The 14,141-nt window shown below is 61.6% G+C and carries 12 protein-coding genes; 5 read left to right on the top strand and 7 right to left on the bottom strand.

The features are described from left to right. Positions 1-4 precede the first annotated feature (4 nt). The 4 genes from thiO to LCM4573_RS13445 are packed head-to-tail and all read left to right on the top strand — an operon-like array spanning position 5 to position 2,593. Positions 5-1,006 carry a glycine oxidase ThiO gene (gene thiO, locus LCM4573_RS13455; protein WP_071006834.1) on the top strand — a complete coding sequence of 334 codons (1,002 nt, stop codon included), beginning with the start codon at positions 5-7 and terminating at the stop codon, positions 1,004-1,006. Continuing rightward, positions 990-1,187, top strand: coding sequence for a sulfur carrier protein ThiS (gene thiS / locus LCM4573_RS27245; protein WP_083347433.1), 198 nt, complete (start codon positions 990-992; stop codon positions 1,185-1,187). The genes thiO and thiS overlap by 17 nt, the downstream gene beginning before the upstream one ends. A 3-nt stretch (positions 1,188-1,190) precedes the next feature. Beyond that, complete coding sequence (locus LCM4573_RS13450; RefSeq protein ID WP_071006833.1) at positions 1,191-1,964, top strand: thiazole synthase; 774 nt, start codon at positions 1,191-1,193, stop codon at positions 1,962-1,964. Continuing rightward, the gene (locus LCM4573_RS13445) at positions 1,961-2,593 is read left to right on the top strand and encodes a thiamine phosphate synthase (RefSeq protein ID WP_071006832.1); all 633 of its coding nucleotides are present in this window, start codon (positions 1,961-1,963) and stop codon (positions 2,591-2,593) included. The genes LCM4573_RS13450 and LCM4573_RS13445 overlap by 4 nt, the downstream gene beginning before the upstream one ends. Positions 2,594-3,149: 556 nt before the next feature. On the opposite strand, the gene LCM4573_RS13440 is transcribed toward LCM4573_RS13445, so the two are convergent. Next, positions 3,150-4,202 (bottom strand): lysine-2,3-aminomutase-like protein, encoded by a 1,053-nt coding sequence (locus tag LCM4573_RS13440; protein WP_071006831.1) that lies wholly within the window; start codon positions 4,200-4,202, stop codon positions 3,150-3,152. After that, positions 4,199-5,269 carry an EF-P lysine aminoacylase EpmA gene (epmA, locus tag LCM4573_RS13435; RefSeq protein ID WP_071006830.1) on the bottom strand — a complete coding sequence of 357 codons (1,071 nt, stop codon included), beginning with the start codon at positions 5,267-5,269 and terminating at the stop codon, positions 4,199-4,201. The genes LCM4573_RS13440 and epmA overlap by 4 nt, the downstream gene beginning before the upstream one ends. A 166-nt stretch (positions 5,270-5,435) precedes the next feature. Here epmA and efp point away from each other — a divergent pair, with 166 nt between their 5' ends. Then, positions 5,436-6,005, top strand: a complete 570-nt coding sequence (gene efp / locus LCM4573_RS13430; protein WP_071006829.1) for an elongation factor P — start codon at positions 5,436-5,438, stop codon at positions 6,003-6,005. A gap of 91 nt (positions 6,006-6,096) precedes the next feature. Here efp and LCM4573_RS13425 read toward each other — a convergent pair whose 3' ends face one another. The 5 genes from LCM4573_RS13425 to LCM4573_RS13405 form a co-directional block, all read right to left on the bottom strand. After that, positions 6,097-7,548, bottom strand: coding sequence for an efflux transporter outer membrane subunit (locus LCM4573_RS13425; RefSeq protein WP_071006828.1), 1,452 nt, complete (start codon positions 7,546-7,548; stop codon positions 6,097-6,099). Between the two features lie 124 nt (positions 7,549-7,672). Further along, complete coding sequence (locus LCM4573_RS13420) at positions 7,673-10,780, bottom strand: efflux RND transporter permease subunit (RefSeq protein WP_071006827.1); 3,108 nt, start codon at positions 10,778-10,780, stop codon at positions 7,673-7,675. A 42-nt stretch (positions 10,781-10,822) separates the two neighbouring features. Then, positions 10,823-12,031, bottom strand: coding sequence for an efflux RND transporter periplasmic adaptor subunit (locus LCM4573_RS13415; protein ID WP_071006993.1), 1,209 nt, complete (start codon positions 12,029-12,031; stop codon positions 10,823-10,825). Positions 12,032-12,197: 166 nt separating this feature from the next. Continuing rightward, entirely contained in the window at positions 12,198-12,800 is a 603-nt protein-coding gene (locus tag LCM4573_RS13410) for a TetR family transcriptional regulator (protein WP_071006826.1), read from the bottom strand. Between the two features lie 43 nt (positions 12,801-12,843). Then, positions 12,844-13,872, bottom strand: coding sequence for a phosphoribosylaminoimidazolesuccinocarboxamide synthase (locus LCM4573_RS13405; protein ID WP_407071734.1), 1,029 nt, complete (start codon positions 13,870-13,872; stop codon positions 12,844-12,846). Between the last annotated feature and the right edge of the window lie 269 nt (positions 13,873-14,141).

Genomic DNA, 14,141 nt, shown 5'->3' with positions numbered 1-14,141 from the left:
GCGGATGCGCCTGCTTGTGAAAGGGGCCGGCGTCGCGGGATTGACGGCGGCCCTCGAACTTGTCCGCCGAGGCTTCGCCGTCGAGGTGGCGGAGAAACGGAGCGCGGTCGGGCTCGGAGCGTCCCACTATGCCGGGGGCATGCTGGCTCCCTATTGCGAGCGGGAGGTCGCCGAAGAGGCGGTCCTGACGCTCGGCATCCATGCGGCAAGCTGGTGGGAGGAGGCCCTGCCCGGCGAGGTGGTGCGCAACGGAACGCTGGTCGTGGCCTCCGGCCGCGATCTGCCGGAGCTCAATCGCTTCGCTGCCCGCACGCGCGGCTATCGCCGGGTGAACGCCGAAGAGATCGAGGCTCTTGAGCCCGACCTGGCCGGGCGCTTCCAGCATGGGCTGTTCTTTGCCGAGGAGGCCCATCTCGATCCGCGCCGGGCGCTGAACGGCCTTCATGAGATGCTGGCGGCGCGCGGGGTCACATTTCATCTCGGAAGTGGAGGGCAACCGGAAGAGGGACTGTTTTCCGCGGTGCTGGATTGCACCGGGCCGACGGCAATCGCGACCCTTCCCGGTCTGCGCGGCGTGCGCGGGGAGATGCTCTATCTGGAAACGCCGGACATCTGCCTTTCCCGGCCTGTCCGCCTGCTCCATCCGCGCCATCCGATCTATATCGTTCCGCGGGGTGACGGCCGGTTCATGATCGGCGCGACCATGATCGAAACCGAGGACGAAGGGCCGATCTCCGCGCGTTCCCTCATGGAACTTCTGAATACCGCCTATGCGGTGCACCCGGCTTTCGGGGAGGCGCGGGTGGTGGAGACAGGAACGGGCGTTCGCCCCGCCTTTGCGGATAACCTGCCGTGCGTGGTCGAACGTCCCGATGGATTGGCGATTGCCGGCATGTATCGCCATGGTTTTCTCCTGGCACCCGCAATGGCCGGGCAAGCCGCCGCGCTGCTTGAACAAAGGTTGCGTCCAGCAGGAAAGGAATTTAATCGTGCAACTACTGGTTAATGGGGAGCTGCGGGATTGCGGGAGTTCGACACTCGCCGACCTTCTCGATGAGCTTGAATATGAAGGGGATTGGCTCGCGACCGCCGTCAACGGCGATCTCGTGCACAGGGAAGATCGGTCGCACCACATTCTGAGCGCGGGCGATCGGGTTGAAATACTTTCACCCATGCAGGGAGGATGATCGGTGCTTTCGCTTTATGAAACCAAACTTTCGTCGCGCCTGCTGCTGGGCTCCGCGCGCTATCCCTCTCCAGCTGTCCTTGCGGAGTCCGTGCGCCGGTCTGGAACGGAAGTCGTCACCGTTTCGCTCCGAAGGGAAATGGCCGGCGGCAAGGCCGGCGGCGCCTTTTTCGAGATGATCCGCTCGCTCGGCGTGCGCATTTTGCCCAATACGGCCGGCTGTCACACCGTGGCGGAAGCGGTCCTGACCGCCCGAATGGCGCGGGAGGTGTTCCGCACCAATTGGATCAAGCTGGAGGTCATAGGTCGCCACGACAATCTGCAGCCGGACGTCTTTGAGCTCGTCGAAGCGGCGCGCACTCTCTGTGAGGAGGGTTTCGCCGTCTTTCCCTACACGACGGACGATCTCGTCGTGGCTGAAAGGCTGCTCGACGTGGGCTGTGAGGTCCTGATGCCCTGGTGCGCGCCGATCGGCAGCGCGTCAGGCCCCCGTTCCCTATCTGCCTTGACGGCGATGAGGGCTGCTTTTCCGGGCATTCCGCTGATCGTGGATGCCGGCATCGGCCGTCCCTCCCACGCGACCACAGTGATGGAGCTCGGTTACGATGCGGTCCTCCTCAACACCGCGGTTGCCGGGGCGGGAGATCCGCCCGCGATGGCGGAGGCTTTTTCCCGCGCGACCATGGCAGGCCGGCAAGCCTTCGAGGCCGGAATGCTGGAGCCGCGCGACGTTGCCGTCGCTTCGACCCCTATCATCGGAAAGGGCGTGTTCGCATGAAGCTTGATCCCTTCTATCTGATCGTCGACAGCGCCGACTGGATCGTCCGGCTGGTTCCGCTGGGCGTCAAGCTGGTGCAGTTGCGGATCAAGGATTGCCCGCCTGCCGAGCTTCGGCGGCAGATCCGCGAGGCCAAGGAAACCTGCGCAGCCCACGGCTGCCAGCTGGTCGTCAACGACTACTGGCGGCTGGCGATCGAGGAAGGCTGCGATTTCGTCCATCTCGGGCAGGAAGACCTGGCGGAGGCAGATTGCGATGCGATCCGGCGGGCAGGTCTCAGGCTTGGAGTTTCGACGCATGACGAGACGGAGCTCGAAACGGCACTTTCCGCCGAGCCCGATTACGTCGCCCTTGGCCCCATCTGGCCGACGATCCTGAAGGAAATGAAGTGGGCTCCCCAGGGGCTGGAACGGATTTCAGGGTGGAAGAAAAGGATCGGCGACCTGCCGCTCGTGGCAATCGGCGGGATCACGGCAGAGCGCGCGCCGCTGGTGTTGGAGCGGGGAGCCGACAGCGCAGCGGTGGTGACAGACATCACACGCCATGCCGATCCCGAGGGACGGACGCGCGAATGGCTTGCCGCAACTGYGGCCTGGCGGGAAAAACGAATTTCGGCGAGCGCCGATTAGCGGTCCCGCGGGGACGAAACCACCACCCGATCTCAATTCCATCAAACACTTATCACTTTTCTCATCCCCGCTCTCTCCATCCATGCCTACAATTGCCCGCTTCCGTCGCCGGAGTGTTTCGCGAGACGTTCGCGGGCAGGCGGGAGCCGGCGCTTCCATCGGAACCGTAACGTGCGGCGAAGGTGGAAGAGGTGAAAACCATGGAAAGGCGCGCCGAAAGGCAACCCTCCCTATCAAGCCTCCCCCTGGCCGCCAGGCCAGGTTCGGTTGAGCCGTGCAAGTGTGGCGACAACGCATGATCCCGAAAAGCGTAAGCGGTTTTCGGAGAAGATCATGCGCAATAACCACACGCAGCGAGGCGAGGCGTTTCACCTGTAGGGGCCGGAAGCCCCGAGAGAACGCYGAAGGCCACGTGAATGCGGAGCCACTCAACTAAACAATAGCGAGGTTCCGCATTCGTGTGGGCTCTCCGATACCCGTTCCTTGAAACCGCAGGCATCGTGCGCCGTGCGGGTGTGGACGCATGCCCGACTCTCAGGGAGAGCGGCGAGGCCGATCATGACCTCGGAGGATATTCATGCTCCCCGCCACGGAAATCGCTGACGGAATAGCAGCCGCCTTCCCGGCGGACCGCGCTTTCGCCGATGACGGCTTTGCCGTGGCCGCCGGGGATATCCAGCACATAGGTCGGTTGGCAGAGTCCGGATATGTTGCCGCGCAGTGCCGAGACGATCTTTTGACCCTCGGTGATGTCCAGCCGGAAATGGCTGGTGCCGGGAGCAAGATCGGGATGGTGCAGGTAATAGGGCTTTATCCGCGTCTCGACGAAGGCTTTCATCAGCTCACCGAGCACGACCGCATCGTCATTGACGCCCTTGAGCAGCACCGTTTGGCTCACCATCGGAAAACCCGCATCGATCAGCCGAGCGCAGGCGGCGCGGGCACTTTCAGTCAGCTCGCGGGGATGATTGGCGTGGAGCGCCACATAGACCACCTTGCCGCTTTCCTTGAGTGCCGCGATCAGYGCGTCATCGATCTTTTCGGGATCGACCGCGGGCACGCGGGTGTGAAAGCGGATGATCTTCACATGCGGGATTTTGGCAAGGCCCTGCATGATGGCGGAAAGCCGGCGAGGCGAGAGCACCAGCGGATCGCCGCCGGTGAGGATCACTTCCCAGATTTCCGAGTGATCGCGGATATAGGCAAGTGCTGCCGAAAGCTCTTCAGGCGCGAGCGTGCCTTCTCCCTGCGGGCCGATCATTTCGCGGCGGAAGCAGAAACGGCAATAGACCGGGCAGATATGCACCGCCTTCAGAAGCACCCGGTCCGGATAGCGGTGAACAATCCCCTTGGCCGGGCTGTGTGCGGTATCGCCGATCGGATCGGCTCGCTCCTCCGGCGTGGTCAGAAGCTCGCTGAGATCAGGCACGAACTGCCGTGCAATCGGGTCTTGCGGGTCGGCCTGGTCGATCAGCGAAACGACCGTCGGCGTCAGCGCAATCGCATAGCGATCCGCCACGGCGTGGATGCCGCTCAGGTTCGCGGGCTCGACGAGACCGGCCGATGCCAGTTCCTCAGGCGTTTTCAATGAACGTGCGGCGGCTGTCATTCGAACACCTCCGCGACGGGTGCCCACATCACCTGATCGATGCGGGTAGCCCCGGTCGCCAGCATTACCAGCCGATCGAAGCCGAGGGCTGCGCCGCTCGCATCCGGCATAGCCTGAAGCGCATCGAGGAAATCCTCGTCGATTGGGTAACGCTCTCCGTATATGCGGGCCTTTTCCGCCATTTCATGCTCGAAGCGGCGGCGCTGCTCGCCGGCATCGGTCAGCTCGCCGAAGGCGTTGGCGAGCTCGACGCCACAGGCGTAGAGCTCGAAGCGCTCGGCCACGCGGGGATCGTGACCGGAGGGCCGGGCAAGTGCGGCTTCCGAAATCGGATATTCATGAAGAATGGTGGCCCGGCCCTGCCCGAGATTTGGTTCGACCTTCTCCACCAGCACCTTGCTGAAAAGATCGGCCCAGCTGTCGTCATCGGAAAAGCGTATGCCGGCATCCGTAAGCGCCGCCGCCAGGCGATCGCGATCCGTTTCTCCGTTCGGAGTGATGGAGGCCAGGAGATCGATACCCGCGAAACGGTCAAAGGCCTCGGCGAGCGTCAGCCTTTCCGGCTCGGCGAAGGGATCGACCTCGATGCCGCGGAAGCTGAAGTGTTTCGTCTTCGCGGTCTCGGCCGCGAGCGCCAGCATTTCGGTGCAATCGGCCATCAGTCGCTCATAACTCTCGCCGACGCGATACCATTCCAGCATTGTGAACTCGGGGTGGTGGAGCGGCCCGCGTTCCCGATTGCGATAGACATGCGCGAAGGTGAAGATGCGCTTTTCGCCGGCGACGAGAAGCTTCTTGGCTGCGAATTCYGGCGAGGTGTGCAGATAGAGCGGTGCCTTTCGTCCGTCGATGGCGATCGCTTCGGTCGAAAAGGCGTGAAGATGCGTCTCGTTTCCGGGGGAAACCTGCAGTGTGGCCGTATCCACCTCGAGGAAGTCCCGCTCGGCAAAGAAACCCCGCAGGCCGGACCGAATGGCATTGCGGCCCAGGAGGAATGGCCGGCGGTCCGCGTGGCTTTCGGGCGTCCACCAGGGTGTGGGGACTTGAGCTGATCGAAAGGGGCTCATTTCAAGGCTTTCTTCGCCGGTTCTTTGCGGCGAGGCTTCCACTTTGCGCCATTTTAGGGTAGGTGCGCCGAGAAAACAGATCGTCCGTCCTTCGGGCCCGGTCAATCATCCGGTCCTCTACGACGCATTTCCGGCAAGCACAAGCCGATACGCACAAGGGAATCTTATGGTCAAGGTCATCGCCTCCTCCGTCCGCAAGGGCAACGTCCTCGAAGTCGACGGCAAGCTCTATGTGGTTCTTACCGCCCAGAACTTCCACCCCGGCAAGGGCACGCCCGTCACGCAGGTGGATATGCGCCGCATCGTCGACGGCGTAAAGGTGTCGGAGCGCTGGCGTACGACCGAGCAGGTCGAGCGTGCTTTCGTGGAAGACGTGAACTTCCAGTATCTCTATGAGGACGGCGAGGGCTTCCACTTCATGAATCCCGAAACCTATGACCAGGTGGTCGTCAGCGAAGAGACCATGGGTGATCAGAAGGCCTATCTGCAGGAAGGCATGACCTGCATCCTTTCCATCCATGAAGGCGTACCGCTGGCGCTCGAACTGCCGCGTCACGTCACGCTCGAGATCGTCGAGACCGAGCCGGTCGTAAAGGGTCAGACGGCTTCCTCCTCCTACAAGCCGGCGATGCTTTCCAACGGCATCCGCACGATGGTTCCGCCGCATATCGATGCCGGTACCCGTGTCGTCATCGCGACCGAAGACAATTCCTACGTCGAGCGCGCCAAGAACTGAGCCGATTTCATCGACATTAAAAAACCTCCGGAGCTGCCGCTTCGGAGGTTTTTTGTTTTGGTCGGGTGAAGAGGCCGTTGCCGGCCTCCTCTTACTTGGTGATGACAGGGCCAGCGCTTGCTGCGGCAACCTTGGTCGGGCCTCCCTGGCCGAAGCCATAGCCGCCGCCGATCGCCACGTTGAGCGATACGTAGTCCTGTGCCATCTGCTGAATGGCCGCGGCGAGATTGGCCTGGGCGGTTGAGACCTGGCGCTGGGCATCGAGAACATCGAGCAGCGATGAGGCGCCGTCACGGTAGCTTGCTGTCGCGAGGCTCAGCGCTTCCTGGTAGGAGCGTACCGTTTCCCGAAGTGCGGCAACGGTACGGCTGTCCCGGGCAACGGCAGCCAGGGCGTTTTCGACCTCTTCAACCGCATTGAGCACGGTCTGCTTCCAGGTGAGATAGTCTTCCCTTGCGATGGACTCGGCGCTGCGGACATTGGCCTTCAGGGCACCGCCGTCGAAGACCGGCAAGGTGAGCGCCGGACCGAAGGACCAGGAAATGCCACGGCTGTCCGGGCTGCTCGAAATGGCGGTATAGCTCGGCGAGATGGAACCGCCGAGGCTGATCGAAGGATAGAGCTGCGATTCCGCCACGCCGACCTGCGCGACCGAAGCGGCCAGCTGCCGCTCGGCGGCACGGATATCCGGCCGGTTGCGGATAAGGTCGGCCGGAACGCCGGCCTTGACATTGTAGCGGGCGACCGGCTGACGGGCACCCTTCTGCAGTTCCGGTACAAGCGTGGAGGCAGGTTGGCCAAGCAGCGTCGCCACACGATGGGCGGCGCGGCGGAAATTGGTCTCAAGCCCCGGAATATCCGCCAGGGTGGAGTTGACGAGACCTTCGGCCTGCACGACATCGAGGCGCGAAGCGGCGCCGGCCTCAAGCTGGAGGCGCGTCAACTGCAGCGTCTCACGGCGTGAACTGAGGTTCTGCCGGGCGAGTGCAATACGCTCCTGATAGTAGCGGGCATCGATATAGGCGGCCGCGATCTGCGAAAGCAGCGAAAGGCGAGCAACGTCGACGCTGGCATAGGCTGCGTCGAGGCTCGCAAGCGCGCTCTCCCTGGATCGCTTGTAGCGGCCGAAGAGATCGAGGAACCACGAAACGTCGACATTGCCGGCAGTGCTGTTCCGAGTTGCTTCGGTGGCAGGGGAGTTGGGGCGCATGTCGGCGCCGCTCGTGGTGTTGTTTGCGGATAGCGTAAGGCTCGGCAGGCTGCCGGCGCCCGCGGCGACCACGTTGGCTTCCGCCTGGTTGATCCGCTCCAGCGCCTGCAGCACGTCGAGGTTCTGCGAGAGGCCCTGCTGGACGTATCCGTTGAGGCGGCTGTCGTTAAAGGCATTCCACCAGGGAGCCATGGAAACATCGCCATTGCTCTTGGTGCCGCCCTCGCCAAACTTGGCGGGAAGCGTGATTTCCGGAGATTTATGGTCCGGGCCGACGACGCAGCCGGAAAGCAGGAGCAGGACGAGTGGAGCCGCTGCGCGAATGGATGTCATTTTTCTGTCCTAAGTGCCCTAACAAACTCTAGAAAGGCAGGCCCCCCGGCCCAGCCTTCCGCACTCTACGCCCGGACCGACTCAATACTTCCGGCGAGCGTACATTATCAGCTCTTAACAGAACTCATACTGTCATCTCCTGTTTTTCACGTTTTGATAACCGCCTGACGACCACAAAGAAGGACGGAACGAAGAAAATTCCGAGCAGTGTTGCAGAAAGCATACCACCCAAGACCCCGATGCCGATGGCATTCTGCGCCGCGGAACCCGCGCCGGTAGCAATCGCCAGCGGTACCACGCCCAGGATGAAGGCGAGCGAAGTCATGACGATCGGCCGCAACCTGAGGCGGGCCGCCTCCAAGGTCGCCTCGATGAGGCCCATTCCTTCCTGGCGGTCCTTGGCGAATTCGACGATCAGGATCGCGTTCTTGGCGGCCAGGCCGATGGTCGTGAGCAGGCCCACCTTGAAGTAGACGTCGTTCGCCTGGCCGAACAAAAACGCCGCGGTAAGCGCGCCGAGCACGCCGACGGGAACAGCCAAAATCACCGAGAACGGAATCGACCAGCTCTCATAAAGGGCGGCGAGGCACAGGAAGACGATCAAGACCGAGAGTGYGTAAAGCATCGGTGCCTGCKAGCCGGAAAGCCGTTCCTGGTAGGAGATGCCCTGYCAGGCGACCGAATATCCGCCGGGCATTTCGGCTGTGAGCCGTTCCATCTCGTCCATGGACTGTCCGGTGCTGACCCCTGGACCCGCAGCTCCGTCAAGCGCGACCGCGCTGGTGCCGTTGAAGCGTTCAAGCTGGGGAGAGCCCGATATCCATTCCACCTTGGCGAAGGAGGAGAAGGGCACCATTTCTCCCTGATTGTTGCGGGCATACCAGTACTTCAAGTCGTCTGGCTGCATGCGGAAGGGTGAATCACCCTGGACATAGACCGGTTTCAGCTCGTTGTTGAGCGTGAAGTCGTTGACGTCCCGGCCGGCGAAGATCGTCGCCAGCATGGAGTTCACGGAAGCCAGATCCACGCCCATGGCGCCAAGCTTTTCCTGATCCAGGACGATCTTGAGCTGGGTTTCTGTCCGCTGGCTGTTGGTTCGCAGCGAACTGATATTCGGATTGCCGAGGACAGTTTGCTGAAGCTGCTGTGATGCCGTGGTCAGCGCCGCGTTACCCTGATTGCCGCTGTCCACGAGATACATGGAAAAGCCGCTCGTCGTGCCAAGGCCCTGGATGGCGGGAGGCAGGAGCGCAAAGACCTGAGCATCGCGCAGCGTGAAGAAGTAGCCGCTCGCACGCTGAACGATTTCCGCAGCCGACTGGCCGGTGCCGGTTCGCTCTTCGAAATCCTTGAGCTTGGTGAAGACGATCGCGTTGTTCTGCCCCGATCCGCCGAAGCTGAAGCCGAGAACGCCGAAGACCACGTCGACGTTTTCCTTTTCCTGCTCGAGGAAATAGGCCTCGACCTTTTTCACGACTTCATCCGTGCGGGCTCTCGTCGAACCGGTCGGAGTCTGGACGATGGTCAGCAGAACGCCCTGGTCTTCCTGGGGAAGGAACGAGCTCGGCAGCCTGGTGAACAACCAGGCGCAACCGGCGATGACCAGCGCGAAGACCAGAAACACCCGAAGCGGACGCTTGAGAAGATATCCCACCGTCGAGACATAGCCGTGAGTGGAGCGATCGAAACCACGGTTGAACCAGGCGCCGATGCCGCGGCGCTTCTTATGGTGATCGATCGGCTTCAGCATGGTGGCGCAAAGCGCCGGCGTGAGAACGATCGCGACCACGGCGGAAAGAAGCATCGCCGATACGATGGTGATGGAAAACTGCCGGTAGATGATGCCGGTGGAGCCGCCGAAGAATGCCATGGGAATGAAGACGGCGGTCAGCACCAGTGCGATACCGATGATTGCCCCGGTGATTTCGCCCATCGATTTTTCGGTCGCCTCGAGCGGGCCTAAACCTTCCTCATCCATGATGCGTTCGACGTTTTCGACGACGACGATCGCGTCGTCGACGAGAAGGCCGATCGCCAGCACCATCGCGAACATGGTGAGTGTGTTGATGGAATAGCCGGCCAGCGCAAGAATGCCGAAGGTACCCAGCAGCACCACCGGCACGGCGATCATCGGAATGAACGTGGCCCTCAGGTTCTGGAGGAATATCAGGAGCACGACGAACACGAGGACAATGGCCTCGATGAGCGTGTGGACGACCTTTTCGATGGAAAGCTGGACAAAGGGCGTGGTGTCGTAGGGATAGGTGATTTCAATCCCCTGCGGCAGCGTGGGCCCGATCTCGGTCAGGGCGGYCTTCACGCGCGCGGCCGTATCCAGAGCGTTTGCGCCGGTCGCCAGATTGACTGCGAAACCGGTGGAGGGGAGGCCGTTCTGGCGGGAGCTTGCCGCGTAGCTTTCCTGGCCGATCTCGATGCGGGCGACGTCGCTCAGCCGAACGGTCGCGCCGCCCTGTTCGACCTTCAGGATTATCGATTCGAATTCATCGACGGTGGTGAGCTGGCTCTGCGCCGTCATGGTCACGGTGAGCTGCTGGCCTTTCTCGGAGGGAAGGCCGCCGAGCGAGCCGACCGAAACCTGGGTGTTCTGTGCCTGGATGGCTGCGGTTACATCGGCTGCGGTAAGCTGGTACTTCTGCAGATTGAAGGGATCGAGCCAGATGCGCATCGCATAGCCAGAGCCGAAGATATCGATGCTGCCGACGCCCTCGAGACGTTTTATCTTGTCTTCGATCTGGGTCGAAAAGACGTCGCCGAGATCCACGGAATTACGCTTTCCGTCGGTCGAAACGAGTGCGCCAACCATAAGAATACTGGAGGTCGAGCGGGCAACCTGGATGCCGCGCTGCTGCACGACGTCCGGCAATTGCGACTGCACGAGCTGCAGCTTGTTCTGTACCTGCACCTGGGCAATGTCAGGCATGATGCTGTTGCCGAAGGTGAGCGTTACCGAAGCACTGCCGGTGGAGGAAGAGGATGTCATATAGGTGAGGTCATCGAGGCCGGTCATGCCGTCCTCGATGATCGTCGTCACCGATTTCTCGACCGTCTCGGCGCTTGCCCCGTCATAGCTCGCGGTGATGCGGACCGTCGTGGGGGCGATGTCGGGATATTGGGAAATCGACAGGGTGAAGATGGCGAGGGCCCCGCCAAGCATGATGACGATCGCGATGACCCAGGCGAAAACCGGTCGCCGAATGAAGAAATTGGCCATTGGAGTTCCTTGCGCCTGTTTCGTCTTCTGCTGCGAGGAGATTTATGGATTGGCGCCCGGCTGGGCGGCGTCCGGCTTGGGAGATTCCACGACGAGGCCTTCCTCGTTGACGGTGGCTTCGACCGGCTGGACCGCGGCGCCGTCGGCGATCCACTGGAAACCGTCAACGATCAGGCGATCGCCGTCCGCGATGCCCTCGGTCACGAGCCAGTTATCGCCGGAGACCTGGCTGGTCGCGAAGATGCGGGTTTCCACCTTGTTTTCGGCGCTCACGAATTTGGCCGAGAGCTGCCCGTTCGCGTTGCGCGTCGCCGCGCGCTGGGGAATGAGATAGCCGCTCTCCAAGCCGAGGGTGACGGTGGCCCGCACATACATTCCCGGCAGGATGATCCTGTTCGGGTTCTCGAACAGCGCCCTGATCTGGTATGTGCCCGTCGTTTCGCTTACCGCCATTTCGGCCATGTCGAGTTTGCCGGCGTGAGGATATTCCGTACCATCTTCCAGGGTCAGCTTGATTGCTGCCTCGCCCGGCGTGYTGCTCAGCCGGCCCGAAGCCATCGCGGATCGAAGTTCCAGAAGATTGGTGCTCGACTCGGTAAGGTCGATGTAAACCGGGTCGAGCTGGCGCAGCGTGGTGAGTGCCGTCGTCTGGTTGGCCGTCACGATGTTGCCGATGTCGACGTTGGAGATCGAGGTGATGCCATCGAAGGGAGCGCGTACCTTTGTCAGGTTGAGATTGATTTCGGCAGCCTCAAGCGCCGCCTTCGCCTGCTCCACATCCGCCTGGGCCTGCAGCAGCGTCACTCGGGCATTCTCGAACTCGATCTGGGTCGCGCCGCTATTGACCAGCCGCTCGTAGCGGGCGAAGTTGGCCTGGGCGCTCGGAATGCTTGCCTCCGCCTTGGAGAGGCTGGCGCGCGCCTGAGCTACTTCCGCCGCATAGGTATCGTCCTCGATCTGGAACAGGATATCGCCGGCCTTGACCTCGCTGCCCTCCTTGAAGGCGACGTCCCGAACGATGCCGGTTACGCGCGGCCGGATGTCGGCCAGCTGATAGGCCACAGCGCGGCCCGGCAGGATGCGGGTGATCGGCTGCTCCGACTTCTTCATCGTGACCACGCTGACGGGCGACGGCGGGCGCTCGGCGGCGGCTCCTCCAGCCGGGTTTCCGGCCCCGTTCTGGCCGGAATCGCTGCAGCCGGCGAGTGCCAAGGCGAAAAGCAGGGGGAGGGTAAACTTGCGTCCGGTCATGGTCTCATCCAGCAAGGGCGTCGGGGGCATCGGCCCCGGCGCGATTCGTTCGCCGGCGGCAGAAGATCGGGAAATTAAGCCGTTTTTATCGGTCGCGGAAGTGGCTCACCAACAAATGCCGGCCTGGCTTGCGCTTCCGGCGGAAAGTGACGTAAGTTAAAATTCGTCACTTTGCAAGCGGACTTTGCAGCGCAGCATTGACCAGCCGGGTGAGCCCCTCGCACCGGTCATGCAATTCCTCGATATCAGTCTTCGCGAGGAGTATGGGATGCAATACGCTCGCGAAGGYGGCCGCTACATGCCGGCTGAGAGTTTCCGGATCCTTCACGTCGTAGACGCCGCTTTCTATCCCCTCGCGGATAAGGTCGAGGAAGAGAGACTCGATCAACTGCTTATAGTGAAGGCCGCTCGGCAGGTTAGCCTCCGACATCAGGAAGATCATCTCGAAGAGAAAGGGATTTTCCCGGATATCCCGCAGATGCGCTTCCATCAGCTTACGAACGACAATGCAAAGCCTCTCGGGTGCAGGGGCGGGGTCGTCCAGCGTTCCGAAGCGCCCGATCATGAGGTCAACATGACGCTCGCAAATGGCATCGGCGAGCGCGGCCTTGGAATGGAAATGCTTGAAGACGTTTGCGGGCGACATTTGCAGGGCATTGGCGATATCGGCGATCGAGCATCCGGAGATGCCTTTCTCGCGAAAAAGCGCTTCCGCGGTGGCGAGGATATCCTCCCGCGTTTCCTCTGCTTTTCGTCTGGGCCTGCGCAATGTCGTTCTCTTCAACAGCTCCGTTCCAGCGCTCACAGCACGATCAACTCGCGGTGAAATAGGGTTTAAGGTTGTTTCTGATGCGGTCGAGAACCGTCACGCCCTCGGTATCCGCGATGAACGGCTTGCCGGTGATCATCTCGAAGGCGGTTCGGTAGACCGTCGCGGTTTCYTCGATGAGCTCGGTGGGAATCGGCGGAATATCGTCCTTGTAAGGGTCGCACCGCTCCGCCACCCATGCTCGAACGAAATCCTTGTCGAAGCTTTTCGGCCGGGAGCCGGCCTCGAACGCCTGYCGGTAGCTGTCGGCCATCCAGTAGCGGCTGCTGTCGGGCGTATGGATCTCGTCGGCAAGCACGATATTGCCCTCGGCGTCCGTGCCGAACTCGTATTTGGTATCGACGAGGATGAGCCCGCGTTCGGCCGAAAGCTTCTGGCCGCGTGCGAAGAGCGCAAGCGCATGATGCGAAAGCTGTTCCCACTGCGCTTTCGTCAGCAGTCCCTGATCCACGATCTCTTTCGGGGTCAGGGGCTCGTCGTGGCCGCCGTGAAATGCCTTGCTCGTCGGGGTAATGACCGGCTCGGGAAGCGCCTCGTTGTCCTTGAGCCCATCCGGCAGGGAAAGCCCGTACATGTTGCGCTCACCCTTTCTGTATAGCGTGAGCAGGGACGTGCCGGTGGTACCCGCCAGATAGCCGCGCACGACGATCTCCACCGGCAGGATATCGAGGCGGCGGCCGACGACCACGTTCGGATCCGGATAGTCCAGTACGTGATTGGGGCAGATATCCCGTGTCGCCTCGAACCAGTACCGTGCGGTCTGAGTCAGCACATGACCCTTGTCGGGAATGGAAGTGAGAATGCGATCGAAGGCGCTGAGCCGGTCCGTGGCGATGATGATGCGCCGGCCATCCGGCAGGTCGTAGTTTTCCCGGACCTTGCCCTGATAGTGGTTCGGCAGTTCGGGAATGGTGGCTTGGTCAAGGACGCGCAATTCTATCGCTTTCTGATTGGGCAGCTCGCAGGCCGGAAAATCGTTTCCGGCTGATATCGCATGTTTTGCCTTGGACATACAAGGATTCTGCCATTGCCAAGCCTCTTCGAGCGACACGCCCAGGCATTCTTGATCCCGTCCGGGCGTTAAGCTTTCTTACCAAATGGTGAAGAGGTCTCGGCGCTCAAAAATCGTGAATTTCTCTTTTGAATCAAAGAATTGTCACTTTTTTGGATTTTTCCGAAAGAGTCCTGTTGACTTGTTTCAGGGGGTCCGCTTATAACCCCGCTCACTGACGAGGGCGGCGGCGCTGCTGGCGACGAAGTTTCTCGTTCTTGAGGGATCCG

Source organism: Rhizobium sp. LCM 4573 (assembly GCF_001854865.1).
Taxonomy (GTDB): domain Bacteria; phylum Pseudomonadota; class Alphaproteobacteria; order Rhizobiales; family Rhizobiaceae; genus Neorhizobium.
The sequence above is the reverse complement of the archived record's forward strand: the minus strand, read 5'-3'. Positions and strand labels throughout refer to the sequence as shown.